Origin of the sequence: Bifidobacterium favimelis (genome assembly GCF_037963085.1) — a bacterium.
Classification (GTDB): Bacteria; Actinomycetota; Actinomycetes; order Actinomycetales; family Bifidobacteriaceae; genus Bombiscardovia; species Bombiscardovia favimelis.
Genome location: NZ_JBANDZ010000001.1, coordinates 1,095,722 through 1,118,467, shown reverse-complemented (window position 1 = coordinate 1,118,467; position 22,746 = coordinate 1,095,722). Strand labels below are relative to the sequence as shown.

Genomic DNA, 22,746 nt, shown 5'->3' with positions numbered 1-22,746 from the left:
AGGTGTCCATGCCGACAGGAGGTTTCCATGGACGGGAAAGAGTGGTACTTCAATACGGCCACAGGGCAGGCGGAACAGGGGCTCGTCTCTCCGGTCAACTGGCGGATGGGTCCCTACAAGACCAGGGCTGAGGCCCTCGATGCCTGGAAGATCGTGAAGAAGCGCAACAAGAAGTGGGACCAGGACGACAAGGAGTGGAAGGCCGCCTGGGATGGCGAGAATGGCGATGGCCTGCAGGGGGAGGGGGGAGGAAGGCCGGCCTCCGACAGAGGCGGTGGCCGCGGGGACGGCGACATCGATCAGGATCATGGCCAGGACCCTGGGCAGGACCACGAGGACGGTCTGGGCTGGTTATAAGGCCTGGGCGGGGATGAATGTGATTAAGGTCACTCTCGTTTAAGGCTTGTGACTATTGACAAACGATATAATGGAACAAACCGGCGGTGTGAAGAAGCGCCGTTGACACATAACAAGGAGTTGAGCATGACAGCAGTCGAGACTACGGCCGTCTCTCAAGAGGAGCTGGAAGCCAAGGCCTGGGATGGTTTCAAGGGCGATGACTGGAAGAAAGACATCGATGTCAGGGATTTCATTCAAGAGAACTACACCCCTTACACCGGTGATGAGTCCTTCCTGGCGCCTGCGACGGAGAAGACCAAGTTCCTGTGGCACTATCTGGACGATAATTACCTGGCTGTAGAGCGCAAGCAGCGCGTCTACGATGTGGATACCCACACCCCGGCCGGAATCGACGCCTTCCCTGCCGGCTACATCGACGGCAAGCCCGCCGATGAGACCCAGGACAACGTGATCGTCGGTCTGCAGACCGACGTCCCCTGCAAGCGCGCCATGATGCCGAACGGCGGCTGGCGCATGGTCGAGCAGGCCATCAAGGAGGCCGGCAAGGAGCCTGACCCCGAGGTCAAGAAGATCTTCACCCGCTACCGCAAGACCCACAACGACGGTGTCTTCGACGTATACACAAAGAGGATCAAGCTGGCACGCCACAACAAGATCCTCACCGGTCTGCCCGATGCTTACGGCCGCGGCCGTATCATTGGCGACTACCGTCGTGTGGCCCTCTACGGCATCAACGAGCTGATCGCCCGCAAACAGGCCGACAAGGACTCCATCCCCTACCGCAATGACTTCACCGAGGACGAGATCGAGCATTGGATCCGCTTCCGTGAGGAGCATGCGGAGCAGATCAAGGCCCTGAAGCAACTGCTGAACCTGGGCCACGAATACGGTCTGGACCTGAGCAGGCCGGCGCAGAGCGCCCGTGAGGCCGTTCAGTGGACCTACATGGCCTACCTGGCCTCCGTCAAGAGCCAGGACGGGGCGGCAATGTCCATCGGCCGTCTGTCGGCCTTCTTCGACATCTACTTCGAGCGCGATCTGGCCAAGGGCCTGATCAACGAGACCGATGCCCAGGAGATCATCGACAACATCGTCATGAAGCTGCGCATCGTCCGCTTCCTGCGCACCAAGGACTATGACAACATCTTCTCCGGAGACCCCTACTGGGCCACCTGGTCCGATGCCGGTTTCGGCGACGATGGCAGGCCGATGGTCACCAAGACCTCCTTCCGTCTCCTGGCCACCCTGACCCTGGAGCACCTGGGGCCCGGTCCCGAACCGAACATCACCATCTTCTGGGATCCCAAGCTGCCTGAGGGGTACAAGCGCTTCTGCGCCCGCATCTCCATCGACACCTCCGCCATCCAGTACGAGTCCGACAAGGACATCCGCGCCCATTGGGGTGACGATGCCGCCATCGCCTGCTGCGTGTCCCCGATGAGGGTCGGCAAGCAGATGCAGTTCTTCGGAGCGCGTGTGAACTCGGCCAAGGCCCTTCTCTACGCCATGAACGGCGGCCGTGACGAGATGACCGGCATGCAGGTCATCGACAAGGGACTCATCGAGCCGGTCCATGTGAAGGAAGACGGCACCCTGGACTTCCAGGAGGTCAAGGACAATTACGAGAAGGCCCTGGAGTGGCTGAGCGAGACCTATGTCGAGGCCCTCAACATCATCCACTACATGCACGATAAGTACGCCTACGAGTCCATCGAGATGGCCCTGCACGACAAGGAGGTCTACCGCACCCTCGGTTGCGGCATGTCCGGTCTGTCCATCGCGGCCGACTCCCTGTCCGCAATCAAGTACGCAAAGGTCTATCCGATTTACAACAAGGATGCCAAGGGCACCCCGGAGTATGTCGAAGGGGCCGATGACGACCTGATCGTCAACTACAAGACCGTCGGCGAATTCCCGATTTACGGCAACGACGACGACCGGGCCGACGACCTGGCCAAGTGGACCGTCTCGACGGTCATGGGCCAGATCAAGAAGCTCCCCGTCTATCGTGGGGCCGTCCCGACCCAGTCCATCCTGACGATCACCTCCAACGTGGAATACGGCAAGAACACCGGTTCCTTCCCCTCGGGCCACAAGAAGGGCACCCCGTATGCACCCGGCGCCAACCCCGAGAACGGAATGGATTCTCACGGCATGCTCCCCTCCATGTTCTCGGTCGGAAAGATCGACTACGACGACGCCCTTGACGGCATCTCGCTGACCAATACGATCACTCCTGACGGCCTGGGCCGCGATGAGGAGGAGCGCATCGGCAACCTGGTCGGCATCCTCGACGCCGGTAACGGCCATGGCCTCTACCACGCCAACATCAACGTCCTGCGCAAGGAGCAGCTGGAGGATGCAGTCGAGCATCCCGAGAAGTACCCGCACCTGACCGTGCGCGTCTCGGGCTACGCCGTCAACTTCGTCAAGCTGACCCGTGAGCAGCAGCTCGATGTCATCTCCCGCACCTTCCACCAGGGTGCAGTGACTGACTGAGCCCACCGGATGCCAAGGAATCATCCGGCCCTGAGGACCGGATGATGATAAGGGGCGGGGCCACGTGCCCCGCCCCTTATCATGTACGCAGGAGGATGTAATTCCATGACACAGGTCACGACCTTTCACAGCACTCGGCCGCACATGCTCAAGGAGTCAAAGGTCTATCGCAGCCAGACCCTGATGGGGGGGTTGTCCGGATTCGAATCGCCCATAGGGCTGGACAGGCACGACAGGATCGCAGCCCTGAAAACGGGCGACATCGGTTTCGTCCACTCATGGGACATCAACACATCGGTGGATGGACCGGGCACCCGTATGACCGTCTTCATGAGCGGCTGCCCCCTGCGCTGCCAATACTGCCAGAACCCCGACACCTGGAAGATGCGGGACGGCCAACCCGTCTACCTCCAGGCCATGATCGACAAGGTGGACCGCTACCAGGACCTCTTCAAGGCCACCGGTGGAGGCATCACCTTCAGCGGCGGCGAATCGATGATGCAGGCGGCCTTCGTCTCCCGTGTGTTCAGGGCCGCCAAGGAGATGGGGGTCCACACCTGCTTGGACACCTCGGGCTTCCTCAATCGCAATTACACCGACGAGATGATCGATGACATCGACCTCTGCCTGCTCGATGTGAAGTCCGGCGATGAGAAGACCTATCAGTTGGTGACGGGGGGGACCCTGGCGCCGACCATCGACTTCGGCAAGAGACTGGCGGCCAGGGGCTCCAAGATCTGGATTCGTTTCGTCCTGGTCCCCGGCCTCACCGATTCCGAAGAGAACGTGGAGAACGTGGCGAAGATCTGCGAGGAATTCGGCAGCGCCGTCGAGCACATAGATGTCCTCGGCTTCCACCAGCTGGGGCGGCCCAAATGGCACGAGTTGCGCATACCCTACCCCCTGGAGGATGCCAAGGGTCCCTCCGCCGCCTTGAAGGACAGGGTGAAAAAACAGTTTGAGTCCCACGGTTTCGTGGTCTACTGACCCTGCAGTGTTCAGCCCGCCTTCCACCCATGCCCTGTCCATTGACCTTCCGGTCCCTCACCGGGCCAGCCCCCGGACCGGTGAGGGAGAGGGACAGGTATGGGTGGCGCGGTATGCTGTGTCCGGCCTTGAAACGAATCTGAGGAGGGCGGGATTTGCCTGTACGTCATCAGCCGCACCTGTTGGATGAACCGCGTGGGGGAGTGCCGGACGTCATCGGCGATCCGGAGGGGTTCGCCCGTATATGCCGACATTTCTCGCAGGCCCCGGGTCCCCTCGGGGCGGATGCGGAGAGGGCATCGGGCTTCCGCTATGACCACAGGGACTATCTGGTCCAGTTCAAGAGGGGCCGCCTCATAGCCCTGATCGATCCCATCGCCGTGGCCGGATTCGACGAAGGGTGGGAGCCCTTCAACCAGGCTGTGGAAGGGGCGGAGTGGATTATCCATGATTCCCCCCAGGACCTGCCCGGCTTCCACCAGCTGGGTCTGAAACCAACCTCCCTCTTCGACACCGAGCTGGCCGCCAGGATGCTCAACCTTCAGCACTTCGGGCTTTCCGCCGTCACCGAACACTACCTGGGCCTCACCCTGGCGAAAGAGCACTCGGCGGCCGACTGGTCCTACCGCCCCCTGCCAAGGGATTGGCGCAATTACGCGGCATTGGATGTGGAGCTCCTGGAACCGCTCAGGTCGGCCCTGGCTGAAGACCTGAAGAGGCAGGGCAAGGAGGAATGGGCCCGCCAGGAGTTCGCCTGGCTCCTGGCACGCGGCCAACGCGACAAGCCCGAACCGGAGCAACCCTGGCGCCGCATATCCAGAATCAACATCCTGCGCAACGACCGTCGCGGCCTGGCCGTGGCCCGCTCCCTGTGGACCAGGCGGGATGCCCTGGCCAGACAATATGACATAGCCCCCAACCTCCTCCTGTCAGATGCCGCCATCATCGAGGCCGCCCAGGTCAAGCCCCGCAACAGCAGGCAATTCCGCGCCATCCGCTCACTCAACCAGAGGGTGCGCATCCACACCGGGGGCGAGCAGGACAGGATGTTCGAAAGGTATGCACCCATCCAACGTGAGGTGAAGCATTCCGTCTGGAAGGAGGCCATCCTCGAGGCCCTGTCCCTGCCGTCACAGGACCTGCCGGTCCAGCCCGGGATGAGCCGGACGGATGAGTGCCACGCCCCCAAGTCCATGCAGGTATGGAGGCACCGCCATCCTGAGCGTTTCGCGAGGCTTCAGGCGGTCCGCAAGGTGGTCAACCAGGTCTCCCAGGACACCAACACCCCGGCGGACATCCTGATCAAGCCCAAATACCTGCGTGACCTTTGTTGGACCGACGACCCCGCTGGGCGTGACGTGGCAGACTTCCTGACGGCGGAGGGGTCCCGCCCCTGGCAGGTCTCCCTCCTGTCAGAGTCCCTGTCCCGAGTTATTATGTAACGGTTGCCTTACTGGCAGATCAAATGGTTGTGATGAATTGGAGCGCAGCGTGAAAATCAGCGTCAGAAACCTCGAGCCCACCAAGGTCAGGCTCACCGTCACCGTCGACCCGGACGAGCTGGACCCCTATCTGGACCAGGCCCGCAAGGAGATCGGCAAGCAGGTCAACATTCCCGGGTTCCGCAAGGGGCATGTGCCCGGACCTATCGTCGACCAGCGCATAGGCTTCTCCACCGTGGCCGGGGAGGCCATCAACAACGGTGTGCCGGAGCTCTATTCCAAGGCCCTTGAGAACAAGAAGCTGCATGCCATGGCGCAGCCTCAGATCGACGTCAAGGAGGTCCCCCAGTCCGCGTCCGACTCCACCAAGCTCAAATTCACCGCAGAGGTGGAGATCCGCCCCAAGTTCGACCTGCCCGATGTCCAGGGCATGGAGATCGAAGTGGCCCGGCCCGAGGTGACAGATGAGGATGTGAACAAGCGTCTGGACAATCTCCGCCAGCGTTTCGGCACCCTGGTCAGCGTGGACCGTCCGGCCAAGAAGGGCGACTACGCCAACATCGACCTTGACGCCGAGATCGACGGCGAATCCGTCGACTCCCAGCAGGGCGTGAGCTACGAACTGGGTTCCAACACCATGCTGGACGGCCTTGACGAGGCTCTGGACGGACTGTCGGCAGGGGAGGAGACCACCTTCGAGGGAACCCTCGAAGCAGGCGACCACCAGGGCGAGAAGGCACAGATCAAGGTCAAGGTCAACTCGGTCAAGGCCGAGGAACTGCCCGACCTGGACGATGACTTCGCCAAGGAGGCCTCCGAGTTCGACACCCTGGACGAGCTCAAGGAGGATGTGCGCAAGCAGTGCCAGGCCGATGTGGAGGGACGCCAGGCCACCGATGCGCGTGACGCCTTCATCGCCAAGCTCCAGGAGGGCCTGGATATGCCCGTGCCCAAGGGCGTGGCCCAGTCCATGGTGGAAGACCAGCTGAGGAACACCGGCAAGGACCCCAAGGATGCCTCCGACGAGGAGAAGAAGACGGCCGAGGAGAGCGTGGAGAAGGAACTGCGCGACCAGATGACCCTCGATGCCCTGGCAGAGAAGATGGCGGTCACCGTCAGCCAGGTGGACGTGACCAACTTCCTGGCCTCCATCGCCCAACAGTACGGCATGGACCCCAGCCGCTTCATCAACTCCATCATCCAGAACGGCCAGTTGGGTTCAGCCGTCCAGGAGGTGGGCCGCTCCAAGGGCATGCTCGCCGGCATGAGGGCGGTAACCTTCAAGGATCCCGCCGGTGAGGTCATCGACCTGAGCCGCTTCCTGGGCGAGGAAGAGCCCCAGGAGGAGGAGTCCGAGAGCGTGCAGGCGGCCTCCGCGGCCGCGGCTGTGGCCGACCAGCTGTCCGATCAGGATGAGAGTGACGGGCAGGAGGAGTCCGACCAGGCCTGAAGCCTGGACGTGAAGGTGCACGGTCCGGCAATGCGTCACCCTGCACCCGAATTCGAACAGCCACGTCGGTACGTCCCCATCTGTATGGGTGGGCGGCCGGCGTGGCTTGTTCTTACGGGGTGGATGGCCGCTAGGCTGGGAACCATCCGGATGAGGGCCCCCTGCCAGGTTGCGCACTGAGCGGAAAGACATCGGCCCTCCGCCCAGGCGGCGGTAGGCTCAGACACATGACATGTTTATCGAAGGAGACACGGTGAGCGAAATGATGACCATCACGCCCGTCAGCGATGAGGACGAAGGTTCGGCGCCTGCGGTGACCGACCCAATCTTCAACCGGCTGCTCAAGGACCGGATCATCTGGCTGGGTGACGAAGTCAAGGATGCCAATGCCAACGTGATTTGCGCGCAGCTGCTCATGCTGGCGGCGGAAGACCCCCGCAAGGACATCTGGCTCTACATCAATTCGCCCGGGGGTTCCATCACCGCCGGTATGGCCATCTACGACACCATGCAGCTGATCGAACCCGACGTGGCGACCGTGGCGGTCGGCATGGCGGCGTCGATGGGCCAGTTCCTCCTCTCCAGCGGGACCAAGGGCAAGAGGTTCATCACCTCCCATGCACGTGTCCTCATGCACCAGCCTTCGGGCGGTGTGGGAGGCACGGCCACGGATGTGCGGATCAATGCCGAGCTGATCATGGACATGAAGAAGACCCTCTCCCAGCTGACCGCCGATCAGACCGGCCACACCCTGGAGGAGATTTACCGCGACAATGAATACGACCATTGGTTCACGGCCCAGGAGGCACTGGACTATGGCTTCGTCGACAAGATCGTGACCACCCCCGGCAGCATGCGGGCAGACAAGGGAAGTGAGCGTTGATGGCATCCGAAGAAGCGAAGTTCATGGCCCGTGCGCAACGGTTGGCGGGTCCGCGTGGGCCGGTTGCGGTGCCGTCGGACCGGTATGTCCTGCCCCAGTTCGAGGAGAGGACCCCTTACGGTTACAAGCGGCAGGATCCTTACACCCGGCTTTTCGACGACCGGATCATCTTCATGGGCGTCCAGGTCGACGACACCTCGGCCGATGACATCATGGCCCAGCTCCTGGTCCTCGAGAGCCAGGATCCCAATCGTGACGTGATCATCTACATCAACTCCCCCGGGGGTTCGATGACCGCCATGACAGCCATCTACGACACCATGCAGTACATCAAGCCGGACGTGCAGACGGTCTGCCTGGGTCAGGCGGCCTCCGCCGCGGCCATCCTCCTGGCGGCGGGGACCAAGGGCAAGCGTCTGATACTGCCCAATGCCCGTGTGCTCATCCACCAGCCCGCCATGCAGCAGGACTTCGGCAAGGCCACCGAGATCGAGATTCAGGCCCGTGAGATGCTCCGCATGAGGGAGTGGCTGGAGGAGACCCTGGCAAAGCACACGGGTCAACCCGTGGAGAAGATCCGCAAGGACATCGAGGTCGACACCATCTTGACGGCCACCGAGGCCAAGGAGTACGGCATGGTCGACGAGGTCCTGGAGCGGCGCAAGTAAGAACCGTCATCCTTCGATGAGGGTGGAGCAGACCCCGACCCGGTGCATGGCCGCCTGAAGCTAGCGGCAGGCACCGGGCCGGGGTCGTCTTGTAGGTATCCAGCAGCCGGATGCATGCATGCATCAGGGGTGAGCCCTAGAATGGGATTCGTGGGGCGGGTCCGCATCGGACCCTCCGGCTCCCCGACCGAATATGCACGAACACAGTCCATGAGGAAGGTGGTCCACTTCGATGGGACGAGTGGTGAGTTACAACGACGGACTGAGCCGCTGCGAATTCTGCGGCAAGACCGAAAATCAGGTTCGCCGCCTGGTCAAGGGCCCAACCTCGGCCATCTGCGACGAGTGCATCCAGCTCTGCGTGCAGATCATCGACGAGGACAAGGCGAAGGATGCCCGGTCGGACCGCTTGGACCTACCCGTGCCCAGCAAGATATTCGACTACCTCAACCGTTATGTCGTCGGCCAGCGGGCGGCCAAACGCACCCTCTCCGTCGCCGTGTACAACCACTACAAGCGGGTCAACATGGACCTGGAAGATGGCATCGGAGCCAACCGGACGCCCGAGGAGGGGATGGATACGGAATCGGATCGGGCCGGGGAGCGCGGGCGTGGAGGCCAGGAGGGTGCCCGGCCCATGGCTGCCGAAAGTGACCCGGCCCTTCACGTCGAGGTGGCCAAGTCCAACATCCTCCTCATGGGCCCCACTGGGGTCGGCAAGACCTACCTTGCCCAGTCCCTGGCCAGGATAATGAACGTCCCATTCGTCATCGCGGATGCCACCACCTTGACTGAAGCCGGGTATGTGGGCGACGACGTGGAGAGTGTCCTCCAGCGTCTCCTCCAGGCTGCGGACGGGGACATCGAATCAGCCCAGCACGGGATCGTCTACATCGACGAGATCGACAAGATAGCCCGCAAGTCCGGTGAGAACACCTCCATAACCAGGGACGTATCGGGGGAGGGGGTCCAGCAGGCCCTCCTCAAGATCATCGAGGGGACCGTGGCCGACGTCCCGGTGGAAAGCGGTCACCGGAGGGGAGAGGCCAAGACCGTTCGGATGGATACCCAGGGGATCCTCTTCATCTGCGGCGGGGCCTTCGTGGGCCTCTCCGACATCGTTGAGCGGAGGCTGGGCCTGCATGAGAGCGGGTTCGCCGCCTCCCGTGACCGCCAGGAGGATGCTTCCGTCTCCGGACCGGATGGTCTGCTCAGCCAGGTGAGCGCCGAAGACCTGGAGGATTTCGGCCTCCTGCCGGAGTTCATCGGCCGGCTGCCGGTGGTCACCACACTGGCTCCCCTGAGCCTGGAGGAGCTCAGGGAGGTCCTGACGGAGCCCGACAACGCACTGGTGAACCAGTACCGGAGGATGTTCCTGGATGACGGGGCCGATCTGGAGTTCACCGACGACGCCCTGGACCGGATCGCCCAGGTCGCCATGGAACGGGGGGTCGGGGCCCGAGGGCTCAGGGCCATCATCGAAAAGACCCTGGAGGGGGCCATGTTCGAGATTCCCGACAGGGAGGACGTCAGCAGGGTGGTCGTCGACTCCCAGGCCGTGGATGGGCTGAGGCCGCCCCGCTACATACTTGCCGGACAGTCCGGCAGGCGGGCCCGCAAGGCTGCATGAAGCAGGACCGGGTCGCTGGGCTCCGGGAATCCGCCTTTCTGCAGGATTCCTTCCGGGGCAGGGGGCAGCGGGTAAGATGTGGACACATGTGATCGGCGGTGCAGACCGGCCCGTCGGGGCGTGATCCGTATCGTGGTCTTCTGGAAGGAGTGGTCACATGGGCAGACGCAAGGCCGTGGTGGTCACCCACGCCCGGATACGGGCCGGTGGCAACCTGGTGACGGAGGCCGTCCATCAACTGGAGACGGACGGGTTCATGGTCTCCATCCTGGACAACATCGAGGCCCCCGCCTTCGGTCAGCCGGTCCGGACGGTGGATGAGGACACGGAGATCGTCATCGTCCTCGGAGGGGATGGCACGATACTGAGGGCCGCAGAACTGGTCAAGTGCACCGATGTCCCCATCCTGGGGGTCAACCTGGGCCATGTGGGCTTCCTGGCGGAGTTCGAGAGCTTCCAGATAGGGGAAGCCATCAGGAGGGTTGCCGACCATGACTACTCGATCGACGAGCGGATGGTGGCACACGTGGACCTCTGGCTGCCCGGCCACGACCGTCCCCTGACCGACTGGGCCCTGAACGACATGACCCTGGAACGCTATGACCGGGGGAAGATGATCGAGGTCAGCGTCCGGGTCGATGACGTGGAGATGAGCTCCTTCGGCTGCGACGGTATGATCGTGGCCACCCCGACCGGCTCGACGGCCTACGCCTTCTCGGTCGGCGGCCCCATCGTATGGCCCGATGCCGAGTCCCTGCAGATGGTACCCATCGCCGCCCACGCCCTCTTCGCCAGGTCCCTGATCATCGGGCCGGACTCCCGGTTCACCCTGGACCTGCTCGACGATTCCGCCTCGGAGGGGTGGATATGCTGCGACGGGCGCCGACAGAGGGCGGTCCCCAAGGGATCCCGGGTCACCGTCAGGAAGTCGCACGACATCCTGAGACTGGCCAGGCTCTCCGGGGTCCCCTTCACCCGCCGCCTTGTGACCAAGTTCGACCTTCCCGTCCGGGGTTGGCGGGAGCAGCACAGGCCCCTTGTCGATCTCGACGCAAAAGGCGGCGACAGGCCTGCCGCCGGCACCGACCAGGATGCCAAGGAGGAGGGGAACTGATGCTTGACGAGCTCGAGGTGAGGGACCTGGGCCCCATCCACCACGCCCTCCTGGATCCCTCCCCGGGGATGACGGCGATAACGGGTGAGACCGGTGCCGGCAAGTCCATGCTCCTCAACGCCATCCGCCTCATATCTGGTTCCCCGTCCCGCACGGAACTGGTCTCGCCCGGAGGTGATGAGGCCTGGGTCCAGGCTGTTTTCAGCCTGGATGAGGGGTCAGCGGCCTTGCGGACCATTGAAGAAGCCGGTCTGCCCCGGGAGGAGGATGGACAGGTCTTCATCTCACGCAACATCCCGCTCGAGGGCCGCTCCAGGGCGGCCGTGAACGGGAGGTCGGCCCCCCGCACCCTCTTGCAGGAAGTGGCTTCCGACCTGGTGACGGTCCACGGCCAGGCCGACCAGATGCGGATGGCCAACCCCTCCAGGCAACGGGACTTCCTGGACTCCTACGCCGGGGACCAGGACCTCCTGGAGGCCTACGCACAGGCCTGGTCGGCCTACGGGCAGACCAGGAAACGGCTGGACGCCCTGCGCAACCAACAGGCGGATGTCATGGTCCAGGCCGATTACCTGCGAGAATCCATAGCCCGCATCGACCAGGTCGATCCCCACCCCGGGGAGGACAGGGACCTGCGCGCCAGGCGGGACCGGATCGAGCACGCGGCCCAGATAAACCAGGGGGTGGCCCGGGCCCTGGGGGCCCTGGATCCCTCCCAGGTGGATCCCGATGCTGACGCCCCATCGGCGGCCGGCCTTGTGGAGGAGGCCATATCCTCCCTGGAGGGAATCGGTGTGGAAGGGACCTTTCAGGAGGTTGCGCAACGCCTGAGGTCATTGAACACGGAACTGTCGGACCTGGTCTTCACCCTGAGCGGGGAGGTGGATGAAGGGGGCCAGGAGGACGACCTTGACAAGATCAACGCCCGAATCCACGACCTGGACGAGCTGGTCAAGCGGTGGGGGCCAGGTATCGACGATGTCCTGGCCTGGCGGGAGAAGGCCGGTTACGATCTGGAAGACATGGATGCCTCGCCGGAGAAGGTGGGGGAGCTGCAGGACCGCTGCGAGCGGGAGCATGAAGCCGCTCTCCGTGCCGGCCGGGCCCTGTCCGATGCCAGGGCCGAGGCCGGGCGCGACCTGGGGCGCAAGGTGAGCGGGGAACTGGGTTCCCTGGCCATGTCCGGGGCCGGGTTGGAGGTCAAGGTCAGGCCGAGGCCGGATGAGGATCTGGATGCCCACGGTCTGGATGACGTTGACTTCCTCTTCACCCCCTACCCGGGTTCACCGCAACTGCCCATGGGCAAAAGCGCCTCGGGGGGTGAGCTCAGCCGCCTCATGCTCGCCTTGGAGCTGGTGGCCGCGGATGCCCGGGCGAACCAGCCGGAGGCGGGGAAGACGGACAACCCCACGATGACCTTCATCTTCGATGAGGTCGACGCTGGTGTGGGCGGACGGGCTGCCGTCGAGCTTGGCCGGCGACTGGCCCGTCTGGCCGTCACCTCCCAGGTGATTGTGGTCACCCACCTACCCCAGGTGGCTTCCTGGGCGGACGCCCAGTTCGTGGTCTCCAAGATTCCGGCAGGGGATGACAGGGTCGAGACCAGCGTCGGCCGTGTGACAGGGGGGGACCGGGAGCGCGAGATAGCCCGCATGCTGGCCGGCAGCGAGTCGGCCACCTCCCTGGACCATGCCCGGGAGCTCCTGGAATCCAGCCGCCTGTGACCGGGCCGGTCTGCGGAGGGCCAGGCGAGGCCACCCTGGACGGTCGCGATGGGGGCTCATACCTGGAGCGGGCAGGAGGTGGGGCAGTCAGTGACGGCTCCAGCCCCCTGCCCGCATTCGGGCGACGGCCGGCAGCGTCGGGAAGGATGGGCCGCAAGGAGGGTCCCAACAGGGGCAAGGGGGCCATATTCGACCTGGATGGGACCCTGCTGGATTCAATGGGGGTCTGGCAGGAGGTCGACAGGATCTTCTTCGACCGGCGGGGGATACCGATGCCGGCCGATTTCGCCCACGAGGTGGCGGCCATGCAATTCGGTGACATAGCCGATTACACCATCCGTCGCTTCCGCCTGCACGAGGACAAAAGGGATGTGATGGAGGAGTGGGACCGGACCGCCCGCAGGCTATATGCCACCCAGGTCAGGACCAAGCCCCATGCAGTTGAGTACATCCATTATTTGCGTGACAGCGGGGCCTCTCTGGCCGTGGCCACCAGCCTGTCGCCGGGTCTCAGGCAGGCCGCCTTGGAACACGCAGGCCTCCTGGACTGCTTCGACCTGACCTGTAGTGTCGACGATGCCGGCCAGGGCGGCAAGGAATCTCCCGCAATCTTCCTCCACGCGGCACAGGGACTGGGCCTGGACCCCGGCGACTGCACGGTCTTCGAGGATATCCTCATCGCCATCCGCAGTGCCCGGTCCCTGGGCATGCAGGTATGGGCCATGTACGACCCCTCCTCCGACAGGGATTGGGAACTGATCCAGAGGGAGGCTGACGGCTGCATGGACGACTTCGACCAGGCACCCCGCCGGCTCTGACATTGGTCATGGCCGGACTGAAGGCATGGGGGCCAAGGGTCCGGCAACTGTTATGCAATTGACTTGCACAGTTGTCATAACTGTTATATTGTTTTGTTTAACAGTGATACAGACCAACCAGGGATGTTCCTGTTCGAACGCAAAAGGAGGACTGGATGAAACTGATCATCTCATCCGTGTCCGGCGAACCGATTTACCAGCAGATAGAGGACCAGATACGTTCTGCCATCCTGACCGGTGACCTCACGGCCGGGGAGGGTCTTCCCTCCCTGCGCAGCCTGGCCCGCGACCTGCGCGTATCCGTCCTGACCGTCACCCGTGCCTACAACGAGCTGGCCAGGGAGGGTCTGGTCGAGAACATCCAGGGCAAGGGGACCTTTGTCATGGACAGGGGGGACGAGGTCATGCGCAGACAGCTGAAGGAACGGGTCCGTCTCCTCTTCCAAGAGGCCATCCAGATTTCCCGCCAGGCGGGAATGGAACCCGGCGAGGTCCGCGGGCTCCTGGAAGAGGCCATGGATGCCCGGGCCGGTGGAAAGCCGGAGAACCCATCTGCGGACGGTGGATCGGGAATCGGAAACCAGGAAGGATGAAGACAATGGGCACCATGAACCGGGATGGGGCGCAGTATGCCCTCCGCGTCAGTGACGTCAGCAAACGATACCGATCCGTCAGGGGGAAGGGGAAAGGTGGCGGGCCGGGCTGGTTCTTCGGCAGGAAGACGGCAGGGGAGGGCGGACCTGGTTTCCATCTGGACCAGGTGACGCTGGACCTTCCCATGGGATACATCATGGGGCTCATCGGTCCCAATGGGGCCGGCAAGTCCACCCTTATCAGGTTGATCCTGAACATGACCGCCCGCGACTCGGGGGACATCCAGGTGCTGGGCCTGGACAATTTGGGGCCGGAAGAGGCCATCAAGAGCCAGCTTGGCGTGGTCTTCGACAGCATATACCTCAACGAGCAGTGGTACGTCGAGGCGGCGGAGAGGGTCATGGCCCCCTTCTATCCGAAATGGGACCGGGCCCGGTACGCCGATTATCTGAAACGGTTCGGCCTGCAACCCAGGCAGAAGATCAAGAAGCTGTCACGTGGCATGCAGATGAAGCTCATGCTGGCCATCGCCCTCAGCCACGACGCCCGCCTGCTCATCCTGGATGAGCCCACCAGCGGTCTGGATGTCCTTTCCAGGGACGAACTCATGGACACCCTCATCGATTATGTGTCGGACGGGCGGCATTCGGTCCTCCTCTCCACGCACATCACCTCCGACTTGGAGGAGGTGGCGGATTTCATCACCTACATCAACGCAGGTTCGGTCTACTACACCGGTCCCAAGGATGAGTTCGAGGACGCCTTCCTCCTGGTCAAGGGGGGACCGGGTGACGTCAGCCCCGGACAGGGCTCCCTGATACAGGGAATGCGGTCCTATCCCACAGGTTTCGATGCCCTGATCAGGAGCGAGGACAGGTGCACCTTCCTGGAGGAGGCGACGGGAAGCGCCGGGCCGGCAGCCGGGGGGCGATACCTCTTCCAACGGGCCGATTTCGACACCGTCATGCGACTGACGGGGCGCAGGGCCGGATCCGGACAGGCGGGAGAGGCTGGACCGGACGGCGACAGCACCGCCCCGGACAGGGGTGGCAGGGCCAATGACAGGCAGGATGAGAAGGAGGAAGTGCTATGAAGCAGATCATCACGGCGGCCAGGGTGGAGTGGAGCCGTTTCTCGACCGTCGGCAGCAGCCTGACCTTTTTCGCCATCCTCCTGGGCTTCCCCCTCCTGGCCGTCCTCCTCGTCCTGCTGGCGGGCAACAGGGGCGAGTTCGGCAGCGGGCTGGCCGTCGGCGTGACCGGCAGCGAGTCCGGCCTCCTCCTCGCCATGCTCACGACCTGCTTCATGGCCAACGACGGGCCAGAGGGCCGTCTATACGGAATCATGCCGATACGGCGGACCAACCAGGTGCTGGGACGGTATCTGGCCAATCATGTCTTCCCCCTCCTCATGGCCCTGGGGCTGATCCTCATCCGCTTCGTCAACGATGGCTGGCAGGGTGGCAAGGTCGATGTCCGCGCCGCCTTGGGGCATATGGATGAACTCTTCCTGCTGGGTCTGGCCGTCCTGGCCATTGGAATCATCATCATCGATCTGTGCATTCCCCTCTTGTACAGGAACCCCCTCAGCCGTGCCATGGTCAAACTGTCCATATACGCCTTAGGCCTGGTATTCTTGTGTCTCCTGGCGGCCCGTCTCCCCCTGGATTGGAAGGACCTGTTCTCAAGGGTCATGGACTTTCTCACGGCCAGCACCCGGCGGACCTGCCTGATGGCCCTCCTGGTCGTCCTTGTCGTCGATGTGATCTCCAAGGCCGTCTCCATCAAGGCCTACCGGGACAGGGACCTGTGATTCCCTAGGGTTTCATACACAGAGCCGTCCGGTACACGTAGGCCGGCATGTCATCTACGTCGATGCAGTCATCAAAGCGGATCCCTGCCCCCTCCAGCCCCCTGAGGCCCGGAGGGGGCAGGGTCCCCGTGGCCGCAGAGAGGGCATCCATGCAGGAGAAGTCGCTGGTGGGGGTTTCCAGGCCCAGGGCCCGGCCGACCACCCGGGGGAACTTGTAGGGGCTGGCGGTCGACAGGAGGACCCGGGGGACGCCCCCCAGGCGTGGTGCCTGCCCCATCACCCGGTATCCGCAGGCCGTATGGGGGTCGATCAGGTAACGGTTCTCCTGCCAGCACTCACGGATGGCCGCCGACACCTGGTCCTCATCGGCCCAGCCGCAGGCGAAGAGGGAGCGTATCCGTTTCAGGAGGCCGGCGGGGACCTGGTAGCGGCCCTGGGTGAACAGGTCCTCCATCAGGGAGGAGATCAGCTGGGTGTCGCCCCCTGACATGTAATAGAGCATCCGTTCCAGATTGGAGGATATGAGGATGTCCATGCTGGGGGATGTGGTCGTGTAGAAGGGGCGGTTCCGGTCGTAGACCCCCGTGGACAGGAAGTCCGTCAGCACCTTGTTCCTGTCCGAGGCCACGGTCAGACGGGCCACGGGCAGACCCATCATGGAGGCGTAGTAGCCAGCCAGGACGTCCCCGAAGTTGCCGGTGGGCACGCAGAACTCGACCGGGTCTCCGGCCTTGATGGCGCCCAGGTCGATCAGGGAACCATAGGCCCGGAAGTAATAGACGACCTGGGGGACCAGGCGGCCCACATTGATCGAGTTGGCCGAGGAGAGGACCGTGCCCGCCTGGTCCCGCAGACGTCCGGCCAGGTCCCGGTCTGCGAAGACGGCCTTGACGGCGGCCTGGGCATCGTCGAAGTTCCCCCTGACCGCGCAGACGCGGACGTTGGACCCGGCCTGGGTCACCATCTGCAGCCGTTGGACCTGGCTGACCTTCCCCTCGGGGTAGAAGACCGTGATCGCCGTGCCGGGCGCCCCCGCGAATCCGGCCAGGGCTGCCTTGCCGGTGTCGCCGGAGGTGGCGGTCAGTATCATGATCCGCTCGGTCTCGTCGGCTTGGGGCAGGGTGCGGCTCATCAGGCGGGGGAGCAGCTGCAGGGCCACGTCCTTGAAGGCGGAGGTGGGGCCGTTGAAAAGCTCCAGGACATAGTCGTCGCCCACCCTGACCAGGGGGGTTATGTCGGTGTCGGACCACTGGGCGCCATAAGCGGCCCGGACGCACAGGTCCAGTTCTTCGGCGGAGTAGTCATCAAGGAGGAGGCCCAGGATCCTCACTGCGGTCTCCTGGTAGGTCTGCCCCGCCAGGGATGCCGGGTTCACCTGGAGGGCGGCCAGTGCGTCGGTCACGAAGAGGCCCCCGTCCGGTGCGATTCCCTGTCGTATGGCCTGCTTGGCGGTCACGGTCGAATCGGTGCTCCGCGTGCTGTGGAATGACATCATGGGGTCGCGTCCTCCGCCCTTTGCTTCCTCCTGGTCCGCCGCCGGATACCCGGTGGTGGGTGCGATTCTAATCCGGGGTCTTGTCCGCCGTCGCCTGTCGGCAATGTGAACCTGGTCGCGATTGGTGATTCGCTGGTCCCGGCGGAGTACAGTGTTCTCAACCGGCCGTCAGACGGCGGCCCGGCAGGCCGAACGAAGGAGAGAACCATGACCGGGGAACATCAGGCACAAGTATCCGACGACGCGTTCAACTCTCCGATCCGGGCGGTGGACCCCGAGATCGCCGGCCTGCTCGACCGGGAGTTGGAGCGCCAACGGGAAGGCCTGGAGATGATAGCCTCCGAGAACTTCGTCCCCAGGGCCGTCCTCCAGGCCCAGGGCTCGGTCCTGACCAACAAGTATGCGGAGGGTTACCCCGGCCGGCGTTACTACGGGGGATGCGAGTGGGTGGACCGGGTGGAGTCCATCGCCCGGACCCGTGCCTGTGACCTCTTCGGGGCGCAATACGCCAACGTCCAGCCCCATGCAGGTGCCCAGGCCAATGCGGCCGTCTATCAGGCCCTGATCGAGCCGGGTGATACGGTGCTCGGTCTGGCGCTGGACCATGGCGGCCACCTGACCCACGGGATGAAGATCAACTTCTCCGGGCGTTTCTACCGGGCCGAGTCATACGGGGTCAACCCGGAAACCTTCCGCATCGACCCCGAGATCATCCGACGCAGGGCGTTGGAAACCCACCCAGCCCTGATCATCGGCGGTTGGAGCGCCTACCCCCGCATCGAGGATTTCCAGGCCATGAAGGAGATCGCCGATGAGGTCGGAGCCCGTTTCTGGGTGGATATGGCCCACTTCGCCGGCCTGGTGGCGGCCGGCCTCCATCCGAGCCCCGTCCCCTGGGCCGATGTGGTCTCCTCCACGGCCCACAAGACACTGGGCGGCCCCCGTTCCGGCTTCATCCTGGCGAGGAAGGAGTATGGGAAGAAGATTGATTCGGCCGTTTTCCCAGGCAACCAAGGCGGTCCGCTCATGCACGTGGTAGCCGCCAAGGCCGTGGCCTTCAAACTGGCCGGCACCGCCGAGTTCAAGGACAGGATGGCCAGGACCCTGGAGGGGGCGAGGATCCTTGCCGAACGTCTGATGGCGCCGGACCTGGCCGCCAGGGGGATCACCGTCCTGACCGGGGGGACGGACGTCCACCTGGTCATGGTGGACCTGCGCGAGAGCGATATGGACGGAAGGCAGGGGGAGGACCTCCTGGCCAGGGTAGGCATCACGGTCAACAGGAACACCGTCCCCTTCGACCCCCGACCGGCCTCGGTGTCCTCCGGCCTGCGCATCGGCACCTCCGCCCTGGCGACCAGGGGTTTCGGCGCCGCAGAGTATGAAGAGGTGGCCGACATCATCGGGACGGCACTGGCAGCCGGCAGGGGGGCGGACGTGGATGCCCTGCGGGCCAGGGTGGACCGCCTGGTCGAAGACTTCCCCCTCTACCCCGGCCTGGTCCAGACCGACTGACCAAGGGCCCGTCTCCGTGCCCGTCCTTGTCCTTGTGCCAGGGCCGTTCCCGGGCTGCCTTTCACCGTCGGCCCCCCACCTTGCCCCGGCCATCGCGTCCACACGGCGCCTCCTTCGGGCCCGGGCGGGATACAATCGGGAAGGATGGGGGTGGGGATCGTGCGCCCCTCCGCTTATGACAACCGGCCGGCGCCGTTGAAGGACCGCGAAGAGGGTAGGTGGACGAGTGAATGAACAGCAGATTGAAGAGCTGTTTCGCCGGGAGGAGGACAACCCGCGCATATGGCTGCGGGTGGCCTCGGAACGGCTCAGCCTCTTGCGTTACGTCTTCCTGGTCCAGATAGAGGACGGAATCCCCGATGCCGACCAGAGGGCCTGTCTGGAGTACGCCGATGCTGTCCTGATCGGCTGGCCCGAGCAGGACTCCCAGGAGGTTGGGGATCTGGACCCTGACCAGTTGGAGACGGTACACCGGCACATCCTGACCATGGAGCAGCGGGTGCCCGAATTCCGCAAGGAGGAGAGGGAGGGGAAGATCGCCGAACTCTGCTCGTCCCTGGTTTTCATAACCCAGTGTGTGGCCGAGGTCAGGAGGGTTTACCAGCCCGGTTTCGCCCTGCCGACCTATGCGGAAATCCACAGGGTGGTGCAGGAGGAGTGGAACGCGGACATGGAGAGGATCGATCCTGAAAAGGCCGACCCCAGTGCGGCCGAAATCAAGCAGGAGGCCCGGACCGAAGCCCGTCAGGAGGCCGAAGAGGCCCAACGCGAGGAGGGGGAATGAGCCAGTTGGAAACAGGCCGTCGGATGGCCGAACTTCCTTCGCCCGCTTCCCTGGGGAGGTTGGAGGTCCGTCAGGCCCGGGACCGGGCATCCGGTCGGCAGGAGGGCAGGCGGAGCCGGGTCGGGATCATGGGCGGCACCTTCGACCCCATACACAACGGTCACTTGGTCGCCGCCTCGGAGGTGGCCTGGGTCTACGACCTGGATGAGGTCATCTTCGTCCCCACCGGCAGGCCGGTCTTCAAACTCGACAAGCAGGTGAGCGAGGCGGAGGACCGCTACCTGATGACCGTGATCGCCACCGCTTCCAACCCCAAGTTCACCGTCTCCCGGGTCGACATCGACCGGCCGGGGATCACCTACACCATCGACACCCTGCGCGACATGAAGGCCCTGAGGCCCAACAGCGACCTTTACTTCATCACCGGGGCCGATGCCGTGGCCGAGATCATGCGGTGGAAGGACGCAGACCAGATGTGGGACCTGGCCCACTTCGTCGCAGTCTCCAGACCCGGTTACTCATCGAACCTCAAGGACCTCCCCCTGCCGGACCACAAGGTCGACATGATCGAAATACCGGCACTGGCCATCTCATCGACCGATGTCCGCCGCAGGGCCGGCCGCGGGATGCCCGTATGGTACCTGGTGCCGGATGGAGTGGTCCAGTACATCAACAAGCACGGGCTCTACAAAGACAGGGGCGGGGCCGGGGACGGCAGCCGGGTCTGATTGAGGATTCCCCCTGCTGACACCGGACCGGAATCTGCCCTCAGGGCATGGGGGAGTAGGGGCCTGACGGGGCCCGCCGGTCAACACGGGGTCCACTGGACTGTCACAGTACGCGGTTATCATGAGGTACGTCCGCTTCAACGACACCAACGTTTGGAGATATGGTGAGCACAATCCTCAAAGGCAGACCAGGCAAGAATCTGATACTTGTGACAGGCAGGGCGCACCCCAGGCTCGCCGCAGACGTCGCCGACCAGCTCGGCATCGAACTCCTGGAAACCACGGCCTACGATTTCGCCAACGGGGAGATGTACGTCCGCTATACGGAATCCGTGCGCGGTGCCGACGTATTCGTTTTGCAGTCCCATGCGAACCCCGTCAACAAGTCCATCATGGAACAGCTGATCATGATAGACGCCCTCAAGAGGGCATCGGCCCGCAGCATCACCGCCGTCTGCCCCCTGCTGGGTTATTCCCGCCAGGACAAGAAGCACCTGGGGCGTGAACCCATCTCCTGCCGCCTCATGTTCGATCTCTTGAAGACGGCCGGTGCCGACAGGATCATGTCAGTCGACCTCCATGCCGCCCAGTCCCAGGGCTTCTTCGACGGACCGGTGGACCACCTGATCGCCATGCCGGTCCTGGTGGACTATGTGCGCGACAGGATGGACCTTTCCAATGTCGCCGTCGTCTCCCCGGATGCAGGCCGCATCAGGGTGGCGGAGCAGTGGGCCCAGCGCCTGGGCGGGGTCCCCCTGGCCTTCATCCACAAGACCCGCGATGTCACACGACCCAATCAGACCACCGCCAACAGGGTGGTCGGCGACGTATCCGGTCTGGACTGCGTCCTGGTGGACGACCTGATCGACACCGGCGGCACGATCGCCCAGGCCTGCGGGGTCCTGCGTGAGGCCGGGGCCAAGTCCATCACCGTGGTGGCCACCCATGGGGTTCTCTCCGGACCTGCCGTCGACAGGCTCAAGTCCTGCGGGGCCAAGGAGGTCGTCCTGACCGACACCGTGCCGATTCCGGCGGAGAAGCGGTGGGACGGGCTTACGGTCCTCTCCATCGCCCCCCTCCTGGCCAGTGCCATCAAGGCGGTCTTCGAGGACGGCTCCGTCGCCAAGCTCTTCGACACCTATCCCGCACATCACGGACAGGGCTTCCTGTTCGCGTGAGGACCTCCTCCCGGCAGGTCCGTCCCCTGCCGGTCAGGGCTTCCCCGGGAGGGCCGAGCGTGGCGTAATCGCTGGTTAGTGGCATAATGTTTGTGGCGTCGGCTTGAGGCCGTCGCCGATCCCCCATGGTGTAAGGGCAGCACACGGGTCTTTGGAACCCTTAGTCTTGGTTCGAATCCAGGTGGGGGAGCTTTCGCTCGCCGGTCCATGTCGGAGAGATGCCTTCAGGGGGTCGGTGACCAACTGAAAGGAAATGAGTCTTGACAGTCAAGAAAATCGAGACCTGGCTGACCGATATGGATGGGGTCCTCGTCCATGAGAACACCGCCCTGCCCGGGGCGGCCGAATTCATCGAGACGCTGAAGAAGAACGACAGGAACTTCCTGGTTCTGACCAACAACCCCATCTACACACCCCGTGACCTTTCCGCCCGTCTGGGCCGCAGCGGGATCGACGTGCCCGAGGACAAGATCTGGACCTCGGCCCTGGCCACGGCCGACTTCGTCTCCAGAACGATCCCCCAGGGGTCGGCCTACGTCATAGGTGAGGCCGGCCTTACCACCGCCCTGCACGAGGCGGGCTTCATACTTTCCGATTCCAAACCCGACTACGTCATCCTGGGCGAAACGAGGACATACTCCTTCGAATCGATCACCACCGCCATCCGTCTCATACTCGGCGGGGCCCGCTTCATCTGCACCAACCCGGATGCCACCGGCCCCAGCGAGAACGGAGTCCTGCCCGCGGCAGGGGCCGTGGCCGCCCTGGTGACCAAGGCCACCAACAGGGAGCCCTACTTCGTGGGCAAACCCAACCCCATCATGTTCCGCACAGCCCTGAACCGGGTCGGCGGCCATTCGGAAACCACGGCGATGATCGGGGACCGGATGGACACAGACGTGGTTGCCGGCGTCGAGGCAGGCCTGAACACCTTCCTGGTCCTGACAGGGATAACCCACCGCAAGGAGGTGGAGACCTTCCCCTACCGGCCGGACAGGGTGGTCGACTCCATTCAGGACCTGATCAGCATCGCCGAGAGTGGGGAAGTGGACTTTTGAAGTCTGA

Annotated in this window: 20 protein-coding genes and 1 tRNA gene; 20 read left to right on the top strand and 1 reads right to left on the bottom strand. The window is 63.8% G+C overall.

Features of this window, described 5'->3' with window-relative positions; all coding sequences use genetic code 11:
* Window positions 1-27: 27 nt before the first annotated feature.
* From V6584_RS04590 to V6584_RS04525, 14 genes are all read left to right on the top strand, one after another.
* On the top strand, window positions 28-357 hold the full coding sequence (locus V6584_RS04590; RefSeq protein ID WP_340469283.1) for a hypothetical protein: 330 nt from the start codon (window positions 28-30) through the stop codon (window positions 355-357).
* A 126-nt stretch (window positions 358-483) separates the two neighbouring features.
* Entirely contained in the window at window positions 484-2,859 is a 2,376-nt protein-coding gene (gene pflB / locus V6584_RS04585; RefSeq protein WP_340469282.1) for a formate C-acetyltransferase, read from the top strand.
* Window positions 2,860-2,964: 105 nt separating this feature from the next.
* On the top strand, window positions 2,965-3,846 hold the full coding sequence (gene pflA / locus V6584_RS04580) for a pyruvate formate-lyase-activating protein (protein WP_340469281.1): 882 nt from the start codon (window positions 2,965-2,967) through the stop codon (window positions 3,844-3,846).
* Window positions 3,847-4,001: 155 nt separating this feature from the next.
* Complete coding sequence (locus V6584_RS04575) at window positions 4,002-5,288, top strand: HRDC domain-containing protein (protein WP_340469280.1); 1,287 nt, start codon at window positions 4,002-4,004, stop codon at window positions 5,286-5,288.
* Between the two features lie 49 nt (window positions 5,289-5,337).
* Window positions 5,338-6,738, top strand: a complete 1,401-nt coding sequence (tig, locus tag V6584_RS04570; protein ID WP_340469279.1) for a trigger factor — start codon at window positions 5,338-5,340, stop codon at window positions 6,736-6,738.
* Between the two features lie 262 nt (window positions 6,739-7,000).
* The gene (locus tag V6584_RS04565) at window positions 7,001-7,621 is read left to right on the top strand and encodes an ATP-dependent Clp protease proteolytic subunit (protein WP_404802631.1); all 621 of its coding nucleotides are present in this window, start codon (window positions 7,001-7,003) and stop codon (window positions 7,619-7,621) included.
* Complete coding sequence (locus tag V6584_RS04560) at window positions 7,621-8,289, top strand: ATP-dependent Clp protease proteolytic subunit (protein ID WP_340469276.1); 669 nt, start codon at window positions 7,621-7,623, stop codon at window positions 8,287-8,289. The genes V6584_RS04565 and V6584_RS04560 overlap by 1 nt, the downstream gene beginning before the upstream one ends.
* Before the next feature lie 232 nt (window positions 8,290-8,521).
* The gene (clpX, locus tag V6584_RS04555) at window positions 8,522-9,919 is read left to right on the top strand and encodes an ATP-dependent Clp protease ATP-binding subunit ClpX (RefSeq protein WP_340469275.1); all 1,398 of its coding nucleotides are present in this window, start codon (window positions 8,522-8,524) and stop codon (window positions 9,917-9,919) included.
* Between the two features lie 157 nt (window positions 9,920-10,076).
* Complete coding sequence (locus V6584_RS04550; RefSeq protein ID WP_340469274.1) at window positions 10,077-11,033, top strand: NAD kinase; 957 nt, start codon at window positions 10,077-10,079, stop codon at window positions 11,031-11,033.
* Complete coding sequence (recN, locus tag V6584_RS04545) at window positions 11,033-12,757, top strand: DNA repair protein RecN (protein WP_340469273.1); 1,725 nt, start codon at window positions 11,033-11,035, stop codon at window positions 12,755-12,757. Before V6584_RS04550 ends, recN begins: the two co-directional genes overlap by 1 nt.
* Before the next feature lie 146 nt (window positions 12,758-12,903).
* Window positions 12,904-13,575: an HAD family hydrolase gene (locus tag V6584_RS04540; RefSeq protein ID WP_340469272.1), complete on the top strand. Its 672-nt coding sequence runs from the start codon at window positions 12,904-12,906 to the stop codon at window positions 13,573-13,575.
* Window positions 13,576-13,730: 155 nt separating this feature from the next.
* On the top strand, window positions 13,731-14,168 hold the full coding sequence (locus tag V6584_RS04535; RefSeq protein WP_340469271.1) for a GntR family transcriptional regulator: 438 nt from the start codon (window positions 13,731-13,733) through the stop codon (window positions 14,166-14,168).
* Between the two features lie 5 nt (window positions 14,169-14,173).
* The gene (locus V6584_RS04530) at window positions 14,174-15,262 is read left to right on the top strand and encodes an ABC transporter ATP-binding protein (protein WP_404802593.1); all 1,089 of its coding nucleotides are present in this window, start codon (window positions 14,174-14,176) and stop codon (window positions 15,260-15,262) included.
* On the top strand, window positions 15,259-15,981 hold the full coding sequence (locus tag V6584_RS04525) for an ABC-2 transporter permease (RefSeq protein ID WP_340469269.1): 723 nt from the start codon (window positions 15,259-15,261) through the stop codon (window positions 15,979-15,981). The genes V6584_RS04530 and V6584_RS04525 overlap by 4 nt, the downstream gene beginning before the upstream one ends.
* A gap of 4 nt (window positions 15,982-15,985) precedes the next feature.
* Here the strand turns inward: V6584_RS04525 and thrC are convergent, their stop codons facing one another.
* Complete coding sequence (gene thrC, locus V6584_RS04520; RefSeq protein WP_340469268.1) at window positions 15,986-17,476, bottom strand: threonine synthase; 1,491 nt, start codon at window positions 17,474-17,476, stop codon at window positions 15,986-15,988.
* Window positions 17,477-17,683: 207 nt separating this feature from the next.
* On the opposite strand from thrC, the gene glyA reads away from it, so the two are divergent.
* The 6 genes from glyA (at window position 17,684) to V6584_RS04490 (ending at window position 22,739) form a co-directional block, all read left to right on the top strand.
* A complete protein-coding gene (glyA, locus tag V6584_RS04515; RefSeq protein WP_340469267.1) occupies window positions 17,684-18,991 on the top strand; it encodes a serine hydroxymethyltransferase in 1,308 nt (435 codons plus the stop codon).
* A gap of 226 nt (window positions 18,992-19,217) precedes the next feature.
* Window positions 19,218-19,775, top strand: a complete 558-nt coding sequence (locus V6584_RS04510) for a phosphoribosylglycinamide synthetase (protein WP_340469266.1) — start codon at window positions 19,218-19,220, stop codon at window positions 19,773-19,775.
* Entirely contained in the window at window positions 19,772-20,503 is a 732-nt protein-coding gene (gene nadD / locus V6584_RS04505; RefSeq protein ID WP_340469265.1) for a nicotinate-nucleotide adenylyltransferase, read from the top strand. Before V6584_RS04510 ends, nadD begins: the two co-directional genes overlap by 4 nt.
* Window positions 20,504-20,664: 161 nt before the next feature.
* The gene (locus tag V6584_RS04500) at window positions 20,665-21,681 is read left to right on the top strand and encodes a ribose-phosphate diphosphokinase (RefSeq protein WP_340469264.1); all 1,017 of its coding nucleotides are present in this window, start codon (window positions 20,665-20,667) and stop codon (window positions 21,679-21,681) included.
* A 119-nt stretch (window positions 21,682-21,800) separates the two neighbouring features.
* Window positions 21,801-21,871, top strand: a tRNA-Gln gene (locus V6584_RS04495).
* Window positions 21,872-21,941: 70 nt separating this feature from the next.
* A complete protein-coding gene (locus V6584_RS04490; RefSeq protein ID WP_340469263.1) occupies window positions 21,942-22,739 on the top strand; it encodes an HAD-IIA family hydrolase in 798 nt (265 codons plus the stop codon).
* The last annotated feature ends 7 nt before the right edge of the window (window positions 22,740-22,746 follow it).

Coding starts and splice junctions, on each gene's coding strand:
- nadD (WP_340469265.1), top strand. CDS start 19,772: ATGAGCCAGTTGGAAACAGGCCGTCGGATGGCCGAACTTCCTTCGCCC.
- V6584_RS04540 (WP_340469272.1), top strand. CDS start 12,904: ATGGGCCGCAAGGAGGGTCCCAACAGGGGCAAGGGGGCCATATTCGAC.
- V6584_RS04565 (WP_404802631.1), top strand. CDS start 7,001: ATGATGACCATCACGCCCGTCAGCGATGAGGACGAAGGTTCGGCGCCT.
- V6584_RS04525 (WP_340469269.1), top strand. CDS start 15,259: ATGAAGCAGATCATCACGGCGGCCAGGGTGGAGTGGAGCCGTTTCTCG.
- pflA (WP_340469281.1), top strand. CDS start 2,965: ATGACACAGGTCACGACCTTTCACAGCACTCGGCCGCACATGCTCAAG.
- V6584_RS04590 (WP_340469283.1), top strand. CDS start 28: ATGGACGGGAAAGAGTGGTACTTCAATACGGCCACAGGGCAGGCGGAA.
- V6584_RS04550 (WP_340469274.1), top strand. CDS start 10,077: ATGGGCAGACGCAAGGCCGTGGTGGTCACCCACGCCCGGATACGGGCC.
- V6584_RS04530 (WP_404802593.1), top strand. CDS start 14,174: ATGGGCACCATGAACCGGGATGGGGCGCAGTATGCCCTCCGCGTCAGT.
- thrC (WP_340469268.1), bottom strand. CDS start 17,476: ATGATGTCATTCCACAGCACGCGGAGCACCGATTCGACCGTGACCGCC.
- clpX (WP_340469275.1), top strand. CDS start 8,522: ATGGGACGAGTGGTGAGTTACAACGACGGACTGAGCCGCTGCGAATTC.
- V6584_RS04560 (WP_340469276.1), top strand. CDS start 7,621: ATGGCATCCGAAGAAGCGAAGTTCATGGCCCGTGCGCAACGGTTGGCG.
- pflB (WP_340469282.1), top strand. CDS start 484: ATGACAGCAGTCGAGACTACGGCCGTCTCTCAAGAGGAGCTGGAAGCC.
- glyA (WP_340469267.1), top strand. CDS start 17,684: ATGACCGGGGAACATCAGGCACAAGTATCCGACGACGCGTTCAACTCT.
- V6584_RS04500 (WP_340469264.1), top strand. CDS start 20,665: ATGGTGAGCACAATCCTCAAAGGCAGACCAGGCAAGAATCTGATACTT.
- recN (WP_340469273.1), top strand. CDS start 11,033: ATGCTTGACGAGCTCGAGGTGAGGGACCTGGGCCCCATCCACCACGCC.
- V6584_RS04535 (WP_340469271.1), top strand. CDS start 13,731: ATGAAACTGATCATCTCATCCGTGTCCGGCGAACCGATTTACCAGCAG.